The sequence below is a fragment of the Micromonospora krabiensis genome (assembly GCF_900091425.1).
Classification (GTDB): Bacteria; Actinomycetota; Actinomycetes; order Mycobacteriales; family Micromonosporaceae; genus Micromonospora; species Micromonospora krabiensis.
The window spans coordinates 4,690,226-4,705,413 of the sequence record NZ_LT598496.1 but is presented as its reverse complement, the minus strand read 5'-3'; the positions used below and the strand labels follow the sequence as shown (position 1 = coordinate 4,705,413).

The window sequence follows — 15,188 nt, the reverse complement described above, 5'->3', positions numbered from 1 at the left end:
GAAACGCCGATGACCCGCCCGGGGTGCCCGGGCGGGTCATCGATCTGGAGGAGATGAGGAACGTTGTGGTGCGTCAGCCCACGTGACGCTGGGCGATGACGAGGATCTCCTCACGCACCGCCGGCGAGTTGGCCGAGCGCAGCGCGTGCTCGATGGCACGGGCGCGGCGGTTGGCGTCGCGGCGGGTGCGGATCCGCTCGATCATGCTCATGGTGACTCTCCTGCTGGCTATTCGGTTGTCGGCCCCTGATGTCTCTATTAGAGCGCATCGGACGGCGGATCGCCATCGATTATTAGGTGAGCTGAGACACCCGCCGAATAATCAAAGGCGGCGCAGCCTGTAAGCCGATGTTTCTGTCGTCCAATGGACACGGCCGGTGTGCCGGGCGTTAACCCGTGGCACACCGGCCGTGGCTGGTGAGGTGGTGCGTCAGGTCCAGGCGAGCAGTGCCGCCTCCGGGTCGGCGAGGAAGTCGCCGATGTCCCGCAGGAACTTCGACCCGAGTTCGCCGTCGATGATCCGGTGGTCGAACGAGAGGCCGAGCGTGGTCACCTGACGCGGGCGGACCTTGCCCTTGTGCACCCACGGCATCTCACGGACCGCCCCGAAGGCCAGGATCGCCGACTCGCCCGGCGGCAGGATCGGGGTCCCGGTGTCCACCCCGAACACGCCGACGTTGGTGATCGTCAGGGTGCCGCCCGACATGTCCGCCGGCGAGGTGCGGCCGGCCTTCGCCGTCTGCACCAGCTCGGTCATCGCGTCCGCCAACTCGCGCAGCGTGAGCCGCCCGGCGTCCTTGATGTTCGGCACGATCAGGCCCCGCTCGGTGGCCGCCGCGATGCCCAGGTTGACGTACTCCTTGACGACGATCTCGTCGCCCGCCCACGTCGAGTTGACCATCGGGTGCCGCTTGACCGCGAGCAGCACCGCCTTCGCGACCAGCAGCAGCGGCGAGACGCGTACGTCACGCCACTCGCGGCGCCCGCGCAGGCGGTCCAGCGCCTTCATCGCCCGCGTCATGTCGACGGTCAGGAACTCCGTCACGTGCGGGGCGGTGAACGCCGACCGGGACATGTTCTCGGCGGTGAGCTTGCGTACCCCCTTGACCGGGATGCGCTGCTCGCGGTCGGCGCCGAAGCTCGCCGCCGTGGTGACCGCCGCCGCGACCGGCGTCGGCTCGGCGGCGACCCCGGCCGCCGCCCGCTGGACGTCCTCCCGGGTGATCGAGCCGAGCGGACCCGACCCGGTCAGCGCGGTCAGGTCGACGCCGAGGTCCCGGGCGAGCTTGCGGACCGGCGGCTTGGCCAGCACCGCCCCGCCCGCCGTGGCCCGGCCGTTCTGCGTCGGCACCGTGGCCGGCGCCGCGGCGACCGCCGGCGCCGGCGCGACCACCGGGGCCGCGGGCGCGGCGGCCTGTGTCGGCACGTCGCCCTTGCGCGGGCGACGCTTCGCGGCGGTCGTACGCGGGCCGTAGCCGACCAGCACCGCGGTGCGCCCGCCCGGGGCGGGACCGCCGATCAGACCCGGCTCGACCATGCCCTCGGCCGGTGCCACCTCGACCGCGGCCAGCGAGGCCGCCGACGGGGTGGGCAGGTCGTCGGTGCTCTCCAGCGGGCCGGCGTCGGGGTCCGTGTCGATCGCGATGATCGGGGTGCCGACCTCGATCGTCGCGCCCTCCGGGTGGTGGATCGTCTGCACCCGGCCGGCCCACTTCGCCGGGATCTCGACGGCCGCCTTCGCCGTCTCCACCTCGACGATCGGCTGGTTCAGCTCGATGACGTCGCCGACCTTGACGAGCCAGCTGAGGATCTCGCCCTCGGTCAGGCCCTCGCCCAGGTCGGGCAGGTTGAAGGTCTTGATCCGTGACATGCCGCTCACCAGCCGAAGGTGCGGTCGACGGCGTCGAGCACCCGGTCGAGGTCGGGCAGGTACTCCTCCTCCACCCGGGCGGCCGGGTAGGGGGTGTCGAAGCCGGTCACCCGCAGCACGGGCGCCTCCAGCGAGTAGAAGCACTCCTCGGTGATCCGGGCGGCGAGTTCCGCGCCCAGACCGACGTTGGACGGCGCCTCGTGCACGACCACGGCCCGCCCGGTGCGCCGCACCGACTCGTACACCACGCCCAGGTCCAGCGGCGAGAGCGTGCGCAGGTCGATGACCTCCAGGTTCCGGCCGTCCTCGGCCGCGGCGGTCGCCGCGTCCAGGCAGGTCCGCACCATCGGGCCGTACGCGAGCAGGGTGGCGTCGGTGCCCTCGCGGGCGACCCGGGAGGAGTGCAGCGGGTACGCGTCGGCCAGCGGCGCGTCCACGTCGACCGGCCCCTTCTCCCAGTAGCGCCGCTTCGGCTCCAGGAAGACGATCGGGTCGTCCGACGCGATCGCCTGCTGGATCATCACGTACGCGTCCTGCGGGTTGGCGCAGGTGACGACCTTCAGGCCGGCGGTGTGCGAGAAGTACGCCTCGGGCGACTCGGAGTGGTGCTCCACCGCGCCGATGCCGCCACCGAACGGAATGCGGATGACCATCGGGATCCGGAGCTTGCCGCCCGAGCGGTAGTGCAGCTTCGCGACCTGCGACACGATCTGGTCGTACGCCGGGTAGACGAAACCGTCGAACTGGATCTCGCAGACCGGGCGGTAGCCGCGGATGGCCAGGCCGACCGCGGTGCCGATGATGCCGGACTCGGCGAGCGGGGTGTCGATCACCCGCTGGTCGCCGAAGTCCTTCTGGAGCCCGTCGGTGATCCGGAAGACCCCGCCGAGCTTGCCGACGTCCTCGCCCATGATGACGACCTTCGGGTCGTTCTCCAGGGCACGGCGCAGGCCCACGTTGAGGGCCTTGCCGAGGGTGAGCGTCTCCGTGGCCATCAGTGCGCGCTCCCCTCGAACGACTCCAGGTACCGGCTGAACTGGGCGCGCTGCTCGTCGAGCAGCGGGGACCCGTTGGGGTAGACGTTGTCGAAGAGGGTGCTGGGCTCCGGGTTCGGCATGGCCAGCACCCGCTCCCGCAGGTGCACCGACTCGCGGCGGGCCTGCTCGTCCACCTCGGCGAAGAAGGCGTCGTCGGCGAGCTGCTGCTTGGTCAGGAACGCCTTCATCCGGGCGATCGGGTCCTTGGCCTGCCAGGCCTCGACCTCACTGGCGATCCGGTAACGGGTCGGGTCGTCGGACGTGGTGTGCGCGCCCATCCGGTAGGTGTACGCCTCGATCAGGGTCGGGCCCTGGCCGAGCCGGGCGTTGTCCAGCGCGGCCCGGGTCACCGCGTACGAGGCCAGCACGTCGTTGCCGTCGACGCGTACGCCGGGGAAGCCGAAGCCGGCGGCCCGCTGGTAGAGCGGGACGCGGGTCTGCCGCTCCAGCGGCTCGGAGATCGCGTACTGGTTGTTCTGGCAGAAGAAGACCAGCGGGGCGTTGAACACGCTGGCCCAGACGAAGGCCTCGTTCACGTCACCCTGGCTGGTGGCGCCGTCGCCGAAGTAGGCGATGACAGCCTCGCCGTCGTCGGTGCCGGTGCGGCCGTCCATGGTCACGCCCATCGCGTACCCGGTCGCGTGCAGGGTCTGCGCCCCGATGACGATCGTGTACATGTTGAACTTGAACTCGTTCGGATCCCAGCCGCCCTGGTCGACGCCGCGGAACAGGCCGAGCGGCATGATCGGGTCGATGCCCCGGCAGTAGAGGACCCCGTGCTCCCGATAGGTCGGGAAGGCCATGTCCTGGGTACGGAGCGCGCGGCCGGAGCCGACCTGCGCCGCCTCCTGCCCGAGCAGGCTGGCCCACAGGCCCAGCTCGCCCTGGCGCTGCAGGGCGGTGGCTTCGGCGTCGAGCTTGCGCACCAGCACCAGGTCGCGGTAGAGCCCCCGGTACTCCTCGTCGGTGAAGTCGACGCGGTACTCGGTGCCGTCGCGGCCGGTGTAGCTCTCGACGCGCTCACCCTCGGGGGTGAGCAGCTGGACCAGTTCCGGCTCGCTGGCCGTGGCCTTCCTGGAGCGGGGTGCGGCCCGCCTACCGCGGGCCGGGACCCCGGGATCGCCCTTTGCCATCCGTCTCTCCCTGTCGTCCTGCGTCGGCACCGGGGGGTCACCCGGCCGCGCAAATCCTGCGCCTGCCCGGCTGCTGCCGGACCGGTTTCTGGCGGCCGCGCCTAGCCCCGGTGGGGGTTGCCGCGCGGCGTGAGCCGGATTCGGTGCCGAACCCGGTTCGGGAGCGCCGGCGCACGGCCGCGCCTGCCGCGAGGGTGCGCGGAGGCCGCGGCTGCGTTGCCGTCGTGCTCCATATTCGCAGAGGTCGTGAGCGGGCCCACAGTACGCCCGCCCCGGTCGATGGACGGCGGCGCGGTTCGCGGTATTTGTCATCGTCGGTGTGTGGCGAGCCGGACGACGATCTGGTGTTCATTCGTCACCGTTCGGGTGGATGCGCGTGTCGACACGCTGTAGGGGTCTGGCGAACGGATTGTGACTGAGCCAGGCTGATTACTGCGGGATCGCCACGATCGGGTGGTTTGCCGCATCCCCGGGCCCGGTCCGCCGTCGGGGACTGTCCACGGTCGACACGAGAGGGAGGCCCGGGTGTCCGAGCCAGCCGACGGTCCGGGTACGCCGCTGCTCGGGCGGCACCGTGCGGCCGAGGGCGGCTACCGCCGGGTGGTGGGCGCGCACCGCGCTCCCGGCACCGCCGCTCCCTCCCGCGGTTACCTCTTCACCGTGGCACTCCTCGCCGGCACCGCCTCGATGCCGATCCTCGCGGCGATCAGCGCCGGCTCCGCCACCGTGGGCAGCACGGCCCTGCCGGACAGCAGCACGCCGTTCATTCCGACCCCGTCCGTCGGGCCCGTCGTGATTCCGCTGCCGACGTCGAGCCAGCCGCCGATCCCGTCCGCGACGCCGAGCGTCACCGCGCCGTCCGCCGCCAGCGGTTGGTCGCCGTGGCTGCCGCCGGGCGGCCCGCTCCGCTCGGACCGCACGGCCGCCGACGACGAGCCCGTGCGCCGGTCGGACCCGCCGGTGCCCAGCCCGCGCCCCGGACGGCCCAACCCCCGGCCGACCTCCTCGCCCAGCCCGTCACCGAGTGGCACCCCCACCGGCAGCCCGTCGCCGAGCGCCTCGCCCACCGTCACGGTCTCGACGTCACCGAGCCCGACCGCAAGTCCCAGCCCCACCGACCCAGGCCCACCGGACGGCTCCGACGAGCCCACCGACCCACCGACCGACGACCCCGGGGACCCGACGCCCACGGCGACCGCCGGCCCGCGCCCCAGCGCCAGTGCGCGACCGACCCCGACGATCACCTATCCGGACCCGGACGAGAGCCCGGCAACGGCGAGCCCCAGCGTGTCCCGGTCGGCGGACGCCCTCTGAGACCCACTGCCTGCTCCTCCACCTCGGGTCTCAGTCGTCGGTCAGGCGGTCGCGGTTGGCCTCGATCCAGGCGTCCAGCGCCGCCGGGTCGTCCGGGTCCACCCCGTCGGCCATCAACTGGGCCACCGCGGCCGTGGCCGGGCTGCGCCGCTCGCCGGTGCTGTAGAGGCGGGCGAACTCGGGCACCATCTCGTCGACGGCGGCGGCGGTCTGCTCGACGGCTGCCTCCGGCAGGCCGCGCCGACGGCCCGCGTACCGGACCCAGGCCCGCAGCACCCGGGGCAGCATCGCGGCGTCGTCCATGTCCAGGACGGCCCGCCGGTGCACCCAGTCGAGCAGGAACAGGCCGGCGACGGCCGGGCTCCAGCGCAGCGGGTCGGCGTCCGGGAAGGTCGCCGAATGATCCAGCAGCAGACTGATGCAGAAGTGCAGCGACGCCAGTTCGGGACCGTCGACGGTGTCCAGCCCGGCCTGGACGGCCTCCGGCGCGGCCAGGAAGCGGCGGACCAGGTCGGTGCGGTCGGCGGTCGAGAGCGGCGCCGGCACGGCCGCGAGGGGCACCGTGGCGGTGGGCAGCAGCGCCAGGCGGGCACCCACCAGTGCCCGGTCGGTGGCGAGCGAGCCCTCGCCGGGCAGCTCGCCGAGGTCGTCGGTGATCAGCAGGTGCCGGTCGACCTCCGCGCGCATCCGGCCCGGGTCCTCCGTCCGGAACCAGGTCAGGTCGTCGGCGGAGCACATCTGCCGCACCTGGTCGAGGATCCGTTCGGCCGGCCCGCCGACGAAGACGTCCTTCGTGATGCCGATGTTGTGGTCGACCAGTGCCACCAGGGCGTGCTCCGGCCCGCCCGCCGCGTCGTCGTACGCGAAGGTGGCCAGGTAGGACGTCTGGTCGCCGTACACGTCGCCGTAGGCCCAGGTGCCGGTGAGGTGCACCCGGCCGAGCTGGCCGGACCAGGCGGGCGCCTGGCTGCCGGGGCGGACGCGGGCGGCGCCCTCGGCGTCGGGCACCAGGGCGGCGAAGACCGATCGGATGGTGGTCGCGGCAGCCGTCCGTCGCCGGGCGGTGGCGGCGAGGAAGCCGGTGACGAACTCCCGGACGGCGCTGCTGCGGTCGGTCTCCGCGATGGCGTAGACGCTGCCGAGCAGCGCGGTGCCGAGCATCTCGGCGTCCAGCGCGCTGTCGAGCCTGGTCACGTCGCGGGCGGCGTGCAGCACCGCCTCGTACGGGGTCTGGGGCGTGGCCATGCTCCGACCCTACGCCCGGTCACCCCCGGAGGCAGGGCAGCGATCGGGCGGGTCAGCGCCCGGCGGCCTCCCGCAGCGCGTCCCGAGCCTCCGCGTAGGAGGCGAGCACGACCCGGACCGGCGCGAGCACGTACTCGTCGCCCACCGCCGCCACCGCGACGGTCAACCGCTGCTCGGCGCGGGCCCGGGCCCGGCGTGCCGCCCAGCGGACCACCGGCCGGGTCAGCGCGGCGACCACCAGCCCGGCGAGCAGGCCGCCGAGCAGCAGCACGGTGGGCAGCGGCGCCTCGCCCACGGTCGGGTTGTCCAGCTCGGGCAGGCCCAGCGCGCGCAGCGCGTAGCCCAGCACCAGCCAGCCGAGCCCGGCCAGCGCGGCCAGGGTGACCAGCCACTGCACGGCGCCGACCACCCGCCACCAGACCGGCCGCCGGCCCAGGCCGAGGTCGGTGCCGGCCACCGCGCGGTCCAGCGCGTCCGGCAGGTCGGCGAGGCGGGACCGGGCGGCGGTGGTCACCGCACCCGGCCAGGCGGCCGGCAGGTCGGCGGCGGCGCGGTCGGCCACCGCCCGGATGGCCAACCCGAGCGCGGAGCGCTGTGCGGCCGTCGGATCGGGGACGGAGGTGGCGGCGACCAGACTCTCCGCCGGGTCGGCGGCGTCGCCGGGCGCGCCGGGCAGGTGCAGCCGTCGCAGCGGGTCGGGGCGCAGCCGGCGCCAGCCGCGGACCAGCGGCCAGCCGGTGCTCGCCACCGCCCGGTGCCGGTACGCCTGCTGCACCGCCTCGGTGACCGCCGGCACCCCGGCCGTGCCGGCCAGCGCCCGGTTCAGCTCGGCGACGGTGGCGTCGTCCGGGCCGCCGGCCGGGCGGGCCGACCCGACCAACTCGTCGAGGTCCGTCACCACGGTGTCCACGTCACCGGAGAGGCGGCGCAGCGCCGCCTGTCGTTCGGCGACTGTGCGCTCCAGCGCCGCGCGCAGCTCGACCGTCTGGTCGGGGTCGGTCGCGGTGGTGGCGAGCAGTGGTACGCCCGCCAACCCGTCGTCGTCGAGGAGCCGGCGCAGGTCGGCGAGGACCCGGGGCAGCTCCGCCGGGGGAAGCCGGTCGGCCTGGTTGAGCACGACCAGGGTCACGTCCCGGTGCCGGTGGAACTCGCGCAGATAGCTCGTGTGGATCACGCGGTCGGCGTACTTCTGCGGGTCGACCACCCAGACGACCTGGTCGACCAGGCCGAGCAGCCGGTCGACCTCCAGCCGGTGGGCCCGCTGCACCGAGTCGAAGTCGGGCAGGTCGAGCAGGACCAGACCGCGCAACGCCGACTCGTCGTCGCCGTCCAGGGCGCTCTCCCGCACGAAGCGGTGCCGGGGCAGGACGCCGACCCAGTCGAGCAGCCGGGTGGCGCCCTCCGGCGGCCCCCAGACGCAGGCGTGGGCGACCCCGGTGGTCGGCCGTCGTACGCCGACCGGCGAGAGCGTCAGCCGGGCCAGCGCGTTGAACAGGCTGGACTTGCCACTGCCGGTGGCGCCGGCCAGGGCGACCACGGTGTGGTCCCGGGACAGTGCGAGCCGGGTGCCGGCCCGCTCGACCAGCGTGTGTGCCGCGACGAGCGAGGCGTCGGGCAGGTGGCCGTCCGCCGCGGCGAGGAACCGGCGCAGGGCGTCCAGGCGGGCGAGCAGCACGTCCGGGTCGACCCGCCGGTCACCGCGGAACGCCTCCCGCATCCGGCCGACGATGTTGGTCACCGGGCGAGCCTCTCGTTCGCGACAGCGGGGTCGGGCCGTCCGGTCCGCGCGCTCACCGGCGCTCCTCCTCGGGCCCCGCCGCCAGGCCGCTGCGGTGGCGGGCGGTCTCCACCCGGTCGGCGGCCCGGCGCAGCGTGTCGGCGGCCTCCGGGTCGGGGCGGGCCGCCCCGGTGCGCGCGACGTAGCGCTCGGCCTCCTCGTCCAGCAGGGCGCGCACCCGGTCGAGCAGGTCGGCGCGGGCCTTGTTGGCGAGCGTACGCACGGCCTGGTCGCCGAAGATCGCCTGGAGGACGGCCTGCGCGGCGACGGTCGTGCCGGCCCCGGTGGCGACCTCCAGGCCGGTGGGGACGAACGCGGTCGAGGCGAACACCGCGATCATGACGGCGAGGCCGGTGGCGTTCACCGCGTACGCGGCGGTGCGGGCCACGAACCGGCGGTCGCCCCCCTCGACCCGGACCAGCTCCAGCACCCCGCGCTGCCAGTCGCGGACCAGCCGCTCGGCCCGCTCGGGCAGGTCCCCACCGGCGTGGGCGAGACCCGGGTCGAGCAGCCCGGCCCCGGCCGGGTGTGCCCTCCACCCCGTGTACGCGTGCTCGGCCGCCTCCGCGGCGACCCCACGCAGGAGTGTCACCAGTTGGGACTCGATCGCCGTACGCAGCTCGGCGGCCGGCGCCGGACGCCCGGTCACCGCGGCGACCAGCCGGTCGCGCAGCCGCCCGATCCGGGCCTCCAGGGTGCGGAAGAACTCGCCGGTGCCGACGAACTCCTGCCAGCGGGCCAGCACCTCGCCCCGCAGCAGCCGACCGTCACGCAGTCCCTGCTCGACCGTGCGGTGCGCCGACCGGTAGGCCGCCCGCACCCGCTCGTCCAGCGCGTCGGCGGCCGCGATCTGCTCCTCGGTGGCGTCGGCGAGCCCTTCGACGGTCGGGTGCACCGCGGCGAGCGCGCCGTCCAGCGTCTGCCGTACGACGGCGGCGCGGGCGTCCGCGTCGGCGGCCAGCCGGGTGAACCAGTCGGCGAGCGGGGCGGTCACCCGGGCCGGCAGCAGCCCCTGGCCGTCGACCCAGGTCTCCGGGAGCACGAAGAGCGGCGCCTGCCCGAGACCCTGCTCGGTGAGCATCTCGCCGAGGTGGGCGGCGATCTCGTCGCTCGCCTCCGGCGGCACCCGGTCGAGCACCATCGCGATCACGGTGCCGCGCGCCCGGGCGCTGCGCAGCAGCTCCCAGGGGACGGCGTCGGCGTAGCGGGCGGCCGTGGTGACGAAGAGCCAGAGGTCGGCCGCCGCGAGCAGTTGGCCGGCGAGCGCGCGGTTGGCGTCGACCACCGAGTCGATGTCCGGCGCGTCGAGGAAGGCGAGCCCGGCCGGGAGCGCGGGTGCGGTGACGAGCTGGAGGGTGTACGGGTCCTCGCTGGGCTCGTTGGTGCGGGTGAGGCCGGGCAGCAGGTCCCCCTGCCGGAACCAGGACGAGTCGGCCGGGCTGCACACCAGCACCGGCGAGCGGGTGGTGGGTCGGAGCACGCCGGCGGCGCTCACCCGAGCCTGCACGAGGCTGTTGACCAGGGTCGACTTGCCGGCTCCGGTGGAGCCGCCGACCACCACCAGCAGCGGGGCGTCGAGGCGCGCGAGCCGGGGCAGCAGATAGTCGTCGAGCTGGGCGGTCAGGCCCGCGGCGGCGCGCTCGGCCGGCTCGGCCGAGGGCAGCGTGAGGGGAAACCGGGCGGCCCCGATCGCGGCCCGGAGGCTGGCCAGGGCGGCGGGGAGGCTGTCGTCCCCGGTGGTGGCGGGCGGGTCCTCCGCGTCGTCCGGCGAGCCGGTGCGGGCTGCGACGGCGGGCGCGCCGGGCTGGGTGGCGGGATCGCCGTGCGTCGTCACCGCTAAAGCGTGCCCGACCGACGCAAGGGAAGACAACCGATCGGTAGCAAACCGGGGTTGCGTCGGGTCCGCTCAACCCCGACTTGACGATCTGATGAGGCGTGGCACTATTGAGTCAAGTTCACTCAACTTGTGGTGGGTGCGCTGCGGGCGGTGCCCGTCACCTGCTCAACCTTACGAAGCGAGGAAGCGAAGATGGCACGTGCGGTCGGTATCGACCTCGGCACGACGAACTCCTGCGTCAGCGTTCTCGAGGGCGGTGAGCCCACCGTCATCGCCAACGCTGAGGGCTCGCGGACGACCCCGTCGATCGTCGCGTTCGCCCGCAACGGCGAGGTGCTCGTCGGTGAGGTCGCCAAGCGCCAGGCGGTCACGAACCCGGACCGGACGATCCGCTCGGTCAAGCGGGAGATCGGCACCAACTGGTCCGTGGACATCGACGGCAAGAAGTACACCCCCCAGGAGATCTCGGCCCGGACGCTGATGAAGCTCAAGCGGGACGCCGAGGCGTACCTGGGCGAGCAGATCACCGACGCGGTGATCACCGTCCCGGCCTACTTCAACGACGGCCAGCGCCAGGCCACCAAGGAGGCCGGTGAGATCGCCGGCTTCAACGTGCTGCGGATCGTCAACGAGCCGACCGCCGCCGCGCTGGCGTACGGGCTGGACAAGGGCTCCAAGGAGCAGACCGTCCTGGTCTTCGACCTCGGTGGTGGCACCTTCGACGTCTCCCTGCTGGAGCTGGCCGAGGGCGTCATCGAGGTCAAGTCGACCAGCGGTGACAACCACCTCGGTGGTGACGACTGGGACCAGCGGATCATCGACCACCTGGTGAAGACGTTCCGCGGCGAGCACGGCATCGACCTGTCGCAGGACAAGATGGCCCTCCAGCGGCTCCGCGAGGCCGCCGAGAAGGCGAAGATCGAGCTGTCCGCCGCCACCACGACCAACATCAACCTGCCGTACATCACCGCCGGTGCCGCCGGCCCGCTGCACCTGGACGTGACGCTCAGCCGCGCCGAGTTCCAGCGGATGACGCAAGACCTGCTGGACCGCTGCAAGGGCCCGTTCGAGCAGGCCGTGAAGGACGCCGGGATCAAGGTCTCCGACGTCGACCACGTGATCCTGGTCGGCGGTTCGACCCGGATGCCGGCCGTCACCGACCTGGTGAAGCAGCTCACCGGCCGCGACCCGAACAAGGGCGTGAACCCGGACGAGGTCGTCGCCGTCGGCGCCGCCCTGCAGGCCGGCGTGCTCAAGGGCGAGGTGAAGGACGTTCTCCTGCTCGACGTCACCCCGCTGAGCCTGGGCATCGAGACCAAGGGTGGCATCTTCACCAAGCTGATCGAGCGCAACACCACCATCCCGACCAAGCGCTCCGAGGTCTTCACCACGGCCGACGACAACCAGCCGTCCGTGCTGATCCAGGTCTTCCAGGGTGAGCGCGAGATCGCGGCCTACAACAAGAAGCTCGGCACCTTCGAGCTGACCGGTCTTCCGCCGGCGCCGCGTGGCGTGCCGCAGATCGAGGTCACCTTCGACATCGACGCGAACGGCATCGTCAACGTCCACGCGAAGGACCTGGGCACCGGCAAGGAGCAGAAGATGACGATCACCGGCGGCTCCTCGCTGCCGAAGGACGACATCGAGCGGATGCGCCGGGACGCCGAGGAGCACGCGGACGAGGACAAGCGCCGCCGCGACGAGGCCGAGACCCGCAACGTGGCCGAGGCGCTGCAGTGGCAGACCGAGAAGTTCCTCGCCGAGAGCGGCGACAAGCTGCCGGCGGAGAACCGCGACCAGCTCAACGAGGCGCTCGGTGAGCTGCGGAGCGCGCTCGGCGGCCAGGACATCGAGAAGATCAAGTCGGCGCACGAGCGGCTGGCGCAGGTCTCCCAGCAGGCCGGTTCGCTGCTCTACTCGCAGCAGGGCGAGCAGGGTGAGCAGCCGGGCGGGCAGGCCGGCCCGGGTGCCGGCGCGACCGGTGCGACCGGCGCGGGCCCGGCCGGTGGCGCCGACGACGTGGTCGACGCGGAGATCGTGGACGAGGACAAGAAGTGACATCGGGTCCTCGACACGAGTTCACGGCGAAGGGATGAGGTAGCCGCATGACGGAGAAGCCACGAGACGCCGACCGGCGCAAGGCCGGGTCGACGCCGGGTGGCTCCGCGCCCGCCGAGCCGGCCACCGGTGACGCGCCGCGGGTCGTCATCCGCAACAACCGCAAGATCACCGAGCCGCCGGCGGAGCCGGAGGGGACCGCGGCCGACGCGGGTTCGGACGTCCCGGCCGAAGGGCTGGTCGAGGACGCCGAGGTCGTGGTCGACGAGATCGAGGTCGAGACCGGCACGGTCGAGGGGTCGACCGCTGCCGGCCCGCCGGTGGTCGACGCCCCGGCCGAGCCGGTCGACGCCGCCACCAGCTCCACGCTCGGCGCCGAGCTGGAGGCGCTCCGCGCCGACCTCGACGAGCGGACCCGGGACCTGCAGCGGGTGACGGCGGAGTACGCCAACTACCGCAAGCGGGTGGACCGGGACCGGGGCGTCGTCGCCGAGCAGGCGACCGGCGCGGTGCTCGCCGCGCTGCTGCCGATCCTCGACGACCTGGACCGGGCCCGGGAACACGGTGACCTGGTGGGGCCGTTCGGAACGGTGGCGGAGCAGCTCGTCACGGCGCTCGGCAAGTTCGGGCTCACCCCGTTCGGTGAGCAGGGTGACCCGTTCGACCCGACGCTGCACGAGGCGGTGGCGCACCAGACCTCCGCCGACGTGACCGAGCCGACCTGCGTGCAGATCATGCGGCGCGGCTACCAGCTCGGTGAGCGGCTGCTCCGGCCGGCGCTGGTCGGCGTCGCGGACCCGGAATAGTGCGAAGCAGTGACCGGGTCGCCCCGTCCGCCGTACGACGGTGGGCGGGGCGACCGGGCCACGACGGCGGGAAGGGGGTGGACCGGTGAGTTCGAAGGACTGGATCGAGAAGGACTTCTACGCCGTGCTCGGCGTGGACAAGGCCGCCTCCGCGGACGAGATCAAGAAGGCGTACCGAAAGCTGGCCCGGGAGTCGCACCCGGACCACAACCCCGGTGACCCCAAGGCCGAGGAGCGGTTCAAGGCCGCCTCCGAGGCGTACAACGTGCTGTCGGACCCCGGCCGTCGCCGGGAGTACGACGAGATGCGGTCGCTCTTCGGCTCGGGCGCGTTCCGGCGCAACGCCCGCGGCGGCGGCCAGCCGGGCGGCATGCCGTTCGACGTCTCCGACCTGTTCGGCGGTGCGCGTCCGGGCGGCGCCGGCGACGGCCGCTTCGGCGGTACCGGCTTCACCGACCTGTTCAGCTCGATCTTCTCCGGCGGGCAGGCGGGGCCGACCACCCCGCGTGGCCCGGCCCGCGGCCGGGACGTGGAGACCGAGGTGGCGCTGGACTTCGACGACGCGGTGCGAGGCGTCACCCTGCCGCTCACCCTGCGCGCCCCCGGCGTCTGCGACACCTGCCACGGCAACGGGGCCAAGCCGGGCACCCAGCCGCGCACCTGCCCGGTGTGCCACGGCGCCGGGGTCACGACCCGCAACCAGGGGTCGTTCAGCTTCTCCGAGCCGTGCCGCAACTGCCAGGGCGTGGGGACGGTCGTCGAGGAGAAGTGCCCCGAGTGCCACGGCAGCGGCGGGGTGACCAAGACCCGGACCATGAACGTCCGGTTCCCGGCGGGCGTCGCCGACGGGCAACGGATCCGACTGGCGGGGCGGGGCGAGCCGGGCGAGCGCGGTGGCCCGGCGGGTGACCTGTTCGTGCAGGTCAAGGTGCGTCCCGACGACCTGTTCGGGCGCAGCGGCGACGACCTGACGCTGACCGTGCCGATCACCTTCGCCGAGGCGGTGCTCGGCACCGACCTGCGGGTACCCACGCTCGACGGCGCGGTGACCCTGCGGGTGCCGCCCGGCACGCCGAGCGGTCGCGTCCTGCGTGCGCGCGGCAAGGGCGTGGCCCGGCGCGACGGGCAGGCCGGCGATCTGCTGGTGACACTGGACGTGGTGGTGCCCGCACGGGTGTCCGACGAGGCGCGGGCGGCGCTTGAGGAGTTCGCCGAGCAGACACCGCCGGCGGCTCGGGAACACCTCGACGCGCGGGTGCGTCGAGTCGGATGATCGGTGGACGGGACGCGGAGGTGAGTGGGATGTCGGACGGGTTCGTCGGTTCGTCGGGTGACCCTGCCTACGAGGCGAAGGTCCTGATGATCTCGGTCGCGGCGCGGATGGCGGGGATGCACCCGCAGACCCTGCGTCAGTACGACCGGCTCGGCCTGGTGCAGGCCGGCCGGGCGGCCGGTGGCGGCCGCCGGTACAGCGTCCGGGACGTGGTGCTGCTGCGCGAGGTGCAGCGGCTCAGCCAGGACGACGGCATCAACCTGGCCGGGGTCAAGCGGATCATCGGTCTGGAGCGCCTCCTCGAACAGGCGCAGCAACGCGTGGCGCGGCTGGAGGCGGAGCTCGACGCCGCGTACCGCCGGATCGCGGAGCTGGAGTCGCTCGCCCGCTTCCCCGGCAGCGACCTCGTGCCCACCAACCGCACCTCCACCGCGCTGGTGGTCTGGCGCCCGCGGCGTGGGCCCGTTCGCTGACGCGACACCCACCTCCGGGACCACCCACCTCCGGGACCACGCGGCCCGGTCCGCTCGCCGGTTTCCCGGCGCGGGCCGGGCCGCTCTGCTTAGCTGAAAATGAGGTCTTTTCGCGTTGACCGGACCTCCCGGCATGGCAGGGGGAGCGGTGACGGAGGCGGCGAAGCAGGTGGCCCAGCAGACGGGGGAGCGACTTGACGGCATCGTCGAGACGGTCCGCGAGCGGTTCGACGAGCTGACCAGGCAACGCTTCACCGACGTGGTGAAGGAGGGCCGTTTCGCCGACCAGGTCGATCACCGAATCGACCAGGGGCGGGCGGAGGTACGGCCCGACGGACGCGGCGGCCCGGGCTGACGGACCGGAC

The 15,188-nt window shown here is 73.5% G+C and carries 13 protein-coding genes; 5 read left to right on the top strand and 8 right to left on the bottom strand.

Features of this window, described 5'->3' with window-relative positions:
- Positions 1–73: 73 nt before the first annotated feature.
- From GA0070620_RS32995 to GA0070620_RS21485, 8 genes are all read right to left on the bottom strand, one after another.
- Positions 74–211, bottom strand: coding sequence for a hypothetical protein (locus GA0070620_RS32995; RefSeq protein ID WP_172836472.1), 138 nt, complete (start codon positions 209–211; stop codon positions 74–76).
- Between the two features lie 219 nt (positions 212–430).
- Complete coding sequence (locus GA0070620_RS21515; protein ID WP_091593621.1) at positions 431–1,870, bottom strand: dihydrolipoamide acetyltransferase family protein; 1,440 nt, start codon at positions 1,868–1,870, stop codon at positions 431–433.
- A gap of 5 nt (positions 1,871–1,875) precedes the next feature.
- The gene (locus GA0070620_RS21510; protein ID WP_091593619.1) at positions 1,876–2,865 is read right to left on the bottom strand and encodes an alpha-ketoacid dehydrogenase subunit beta; all 990 of its coding nucleotides are present in this window, start codon (positions 2,863–2,865) and stop codon (positions 1,876–1,878) included.
- Positions 2,865–4,040, bottom strand: a complete 1,176-nt coding sequence (gene pdhA, locus GA0070620_RS21505) for a pyruvate dehydrogenase (acetyl-transferring) E1 component subunit alpha (protein WP_091593618.1) — start codon at positions 4,038–4,040, stop codon at positions 2,865–2,867. Before pdhA ends, GA0070620_RS21510 begins: the two co-directional genes overlap by 1 nt.
- A gap of 647 nt (positions 4,041–4,687) precedes the next feature.
- Positions 4,688–5,155: a hypothetical protein gene (locus GA0070620_RS33275; RefSeq protein WP_197677475.1), complete on the bottom strand. Its 468-nt coding sequence runs from the start codon at positions 5,153–5,155 to the stop codon at positions 4,688–4,690.
- 229 nt (positions 5,156–5,384) lie between these two features.
- Complete coding sequence (locus GA0070620_RS21495) at positions 5,385–6,599, bottom strand: hypothetical protein (RefSeq protein WP_091593616.1); 1,215 nt, start codon at positions 6,597–6,599, stop codon at positions 5,385–5,387.
- A gap of 52 nt (positions 6,600–6,651) precedes the next feature.
- Complete coding sequence (locus tag GA0070620_RS21490) at positions 6,652–8,316, bottom strand: GTPase (RefSeq protein WP_091599137.1); 1,665 nt, start codon at positions 8,314–8,316, stop codon at positions 6,652–6,654.
- 73 nt (positions 8,317–8,389) lie between these two features.
- Positions 8,390–10,210: a GTPase family protein gene (locus GA0070620_RS21485; protein WP_091593614.1), complete on the bottom strand. Its 1,821-nt coding sequence runs from the start codon at positions 10,208–10,210 to the stop codon at positions 8,390–8,392.
- Positions 10,211–10,405: 195 nt separating this feature from the next.
- Here GA0070620_RS21485 and dnaK point away from each other — a divergent pair, with 195 nt between their 5' ends.
- The 5 genes from dnaK to GA0070620_RS21460 all read left to right on the top strand — a co-directional run bounded on the left by dnaK (position 10,406) and on the right by GA0070620_RS21460 (position 15,178).
- Positions 10,406–12,271 carry a molecular chaperone DnaK gene (dnaK, locus tag GA0070620_RS21480; protein ID WP_091593612.1) on the top strand — a complete coding sequence of 622 codons (1,866 nt, stop codon included), beginning with the start codon at positions 10,406–10,408 and terminating at the stop codon, positions 12,269–12,271.
- A 47-nt stretch (positions 12,272–12,318) separates the two neighbouring features.
- Complete coding sequence (grpE, locus tag GA0070620_RS21475; protein WP_091593610.1) at positions 12,319–13,077, top strand: nucleotide exchange factor GrpE; 759 nt, start codon at positions 12,319–12,321, stop codon at positions 13,075–13,077.
- An 85-nt stretch (positions 13,078–13,162) separates the two neighbouring features.
- Entirely contained in the window at positions 13,163–14,350 is a 1,188-nt protein-coding gene (gene dnaJ / locus GA0070620_RS21470) for a molecular chaperone DnaJ (protein ID WP_091593608.1), read from the top strand.
- A gap of 29 nt (positions 14,351–14,379) precedes the next feature.
- Positions 14,380–14,823, top strand: a complete 444-nt coding sequence (locus GA0070620_RS21465; protein ID WP_091593606.1) for a heat shock protein transcriptional repressor HspR — start codon at positions 14,380–14,382, stop codon at positions 14,821–14,823.
- Between the two features lie 148 nt (positions 14,824–14,971).
- Positions 14,972–15,178, top strand: coding sequence for a hypothetical protein (locus tag GA0070620_RS21460; protein WP_091593604.1), 207 nt, complete (start codon positions 14,972–14,974; stop codon positions 15,176–15,178).
- The last annotated feature ends 10 nt before the right edge of the window (positions 15,179–15,188 follow it).

Bases quoted from the DNA above. Each gene is read 5' to 3' on its own strand.
- GA0070620_RS32995 (WP_172836472.1), bottom strand. From the start codon at position 211: ATGAGCATGATCGAGCGGATCCGCACCCGCCGCGACGCCAACCGCCGC.
- GA0070620_RS21515 (WP_091593621.1), bottom strand. From the start codon at position 1,870: ATGTCACGGATCAAGACCTTCAACCTGCCCGACCTGGGCGAGGGCCTG.
- GA0070620_RS21510 (WP_091593619.1), bottom strand. From the start codon at position 2,865: ATGGCCACGGAGACGCTCACCCTCGGCAAGGCCCTCAACGTGGGCCTG.
- pdhA (WP_091593618.1), bottom strand. From the start codon at position 4,040: ATGGCAAAGGGCGATCCCGGGGTCCCGGCCCGCGGTAGGCGGGCCGCA.
- GA0070620_RS21495 (WP_091593616.1), bottom strand. From the start codon at position 6,599: ATGGCCACGCCCCAGACCCCGTACGAGGCGGTGCTGCACGCCGCCCGC.
- GA0070620_RS21490 (WP_091599137.1), bottom strand. From the start codon at position 8,316: ATGCGGGAGGCGTTCCGCGGTGACCGGCGGGTCGACCCGGACGTGCTG.
- dnaK (WP_091593612.1), top strand. From the start codon at position 10,406: ATGGCACGTGCGGTCGGTATCGACCTCGGCACGACGAACTCCTGCGTC.
- grpE (WP_091593610.1), top strand. From the start codon at position 12,319: ATGACGGAGAAGCCACGAGACGCCGACCGGCGCAAGGCCGGGTCGACG.
- GA0070620_RS21465 (WP_091593606.1), top strand. From the start codon at position 14,380: ATGTCGGACGGGTTCGTCGGTTCGTCGGGTGACCCTGCCTACGAGGCG.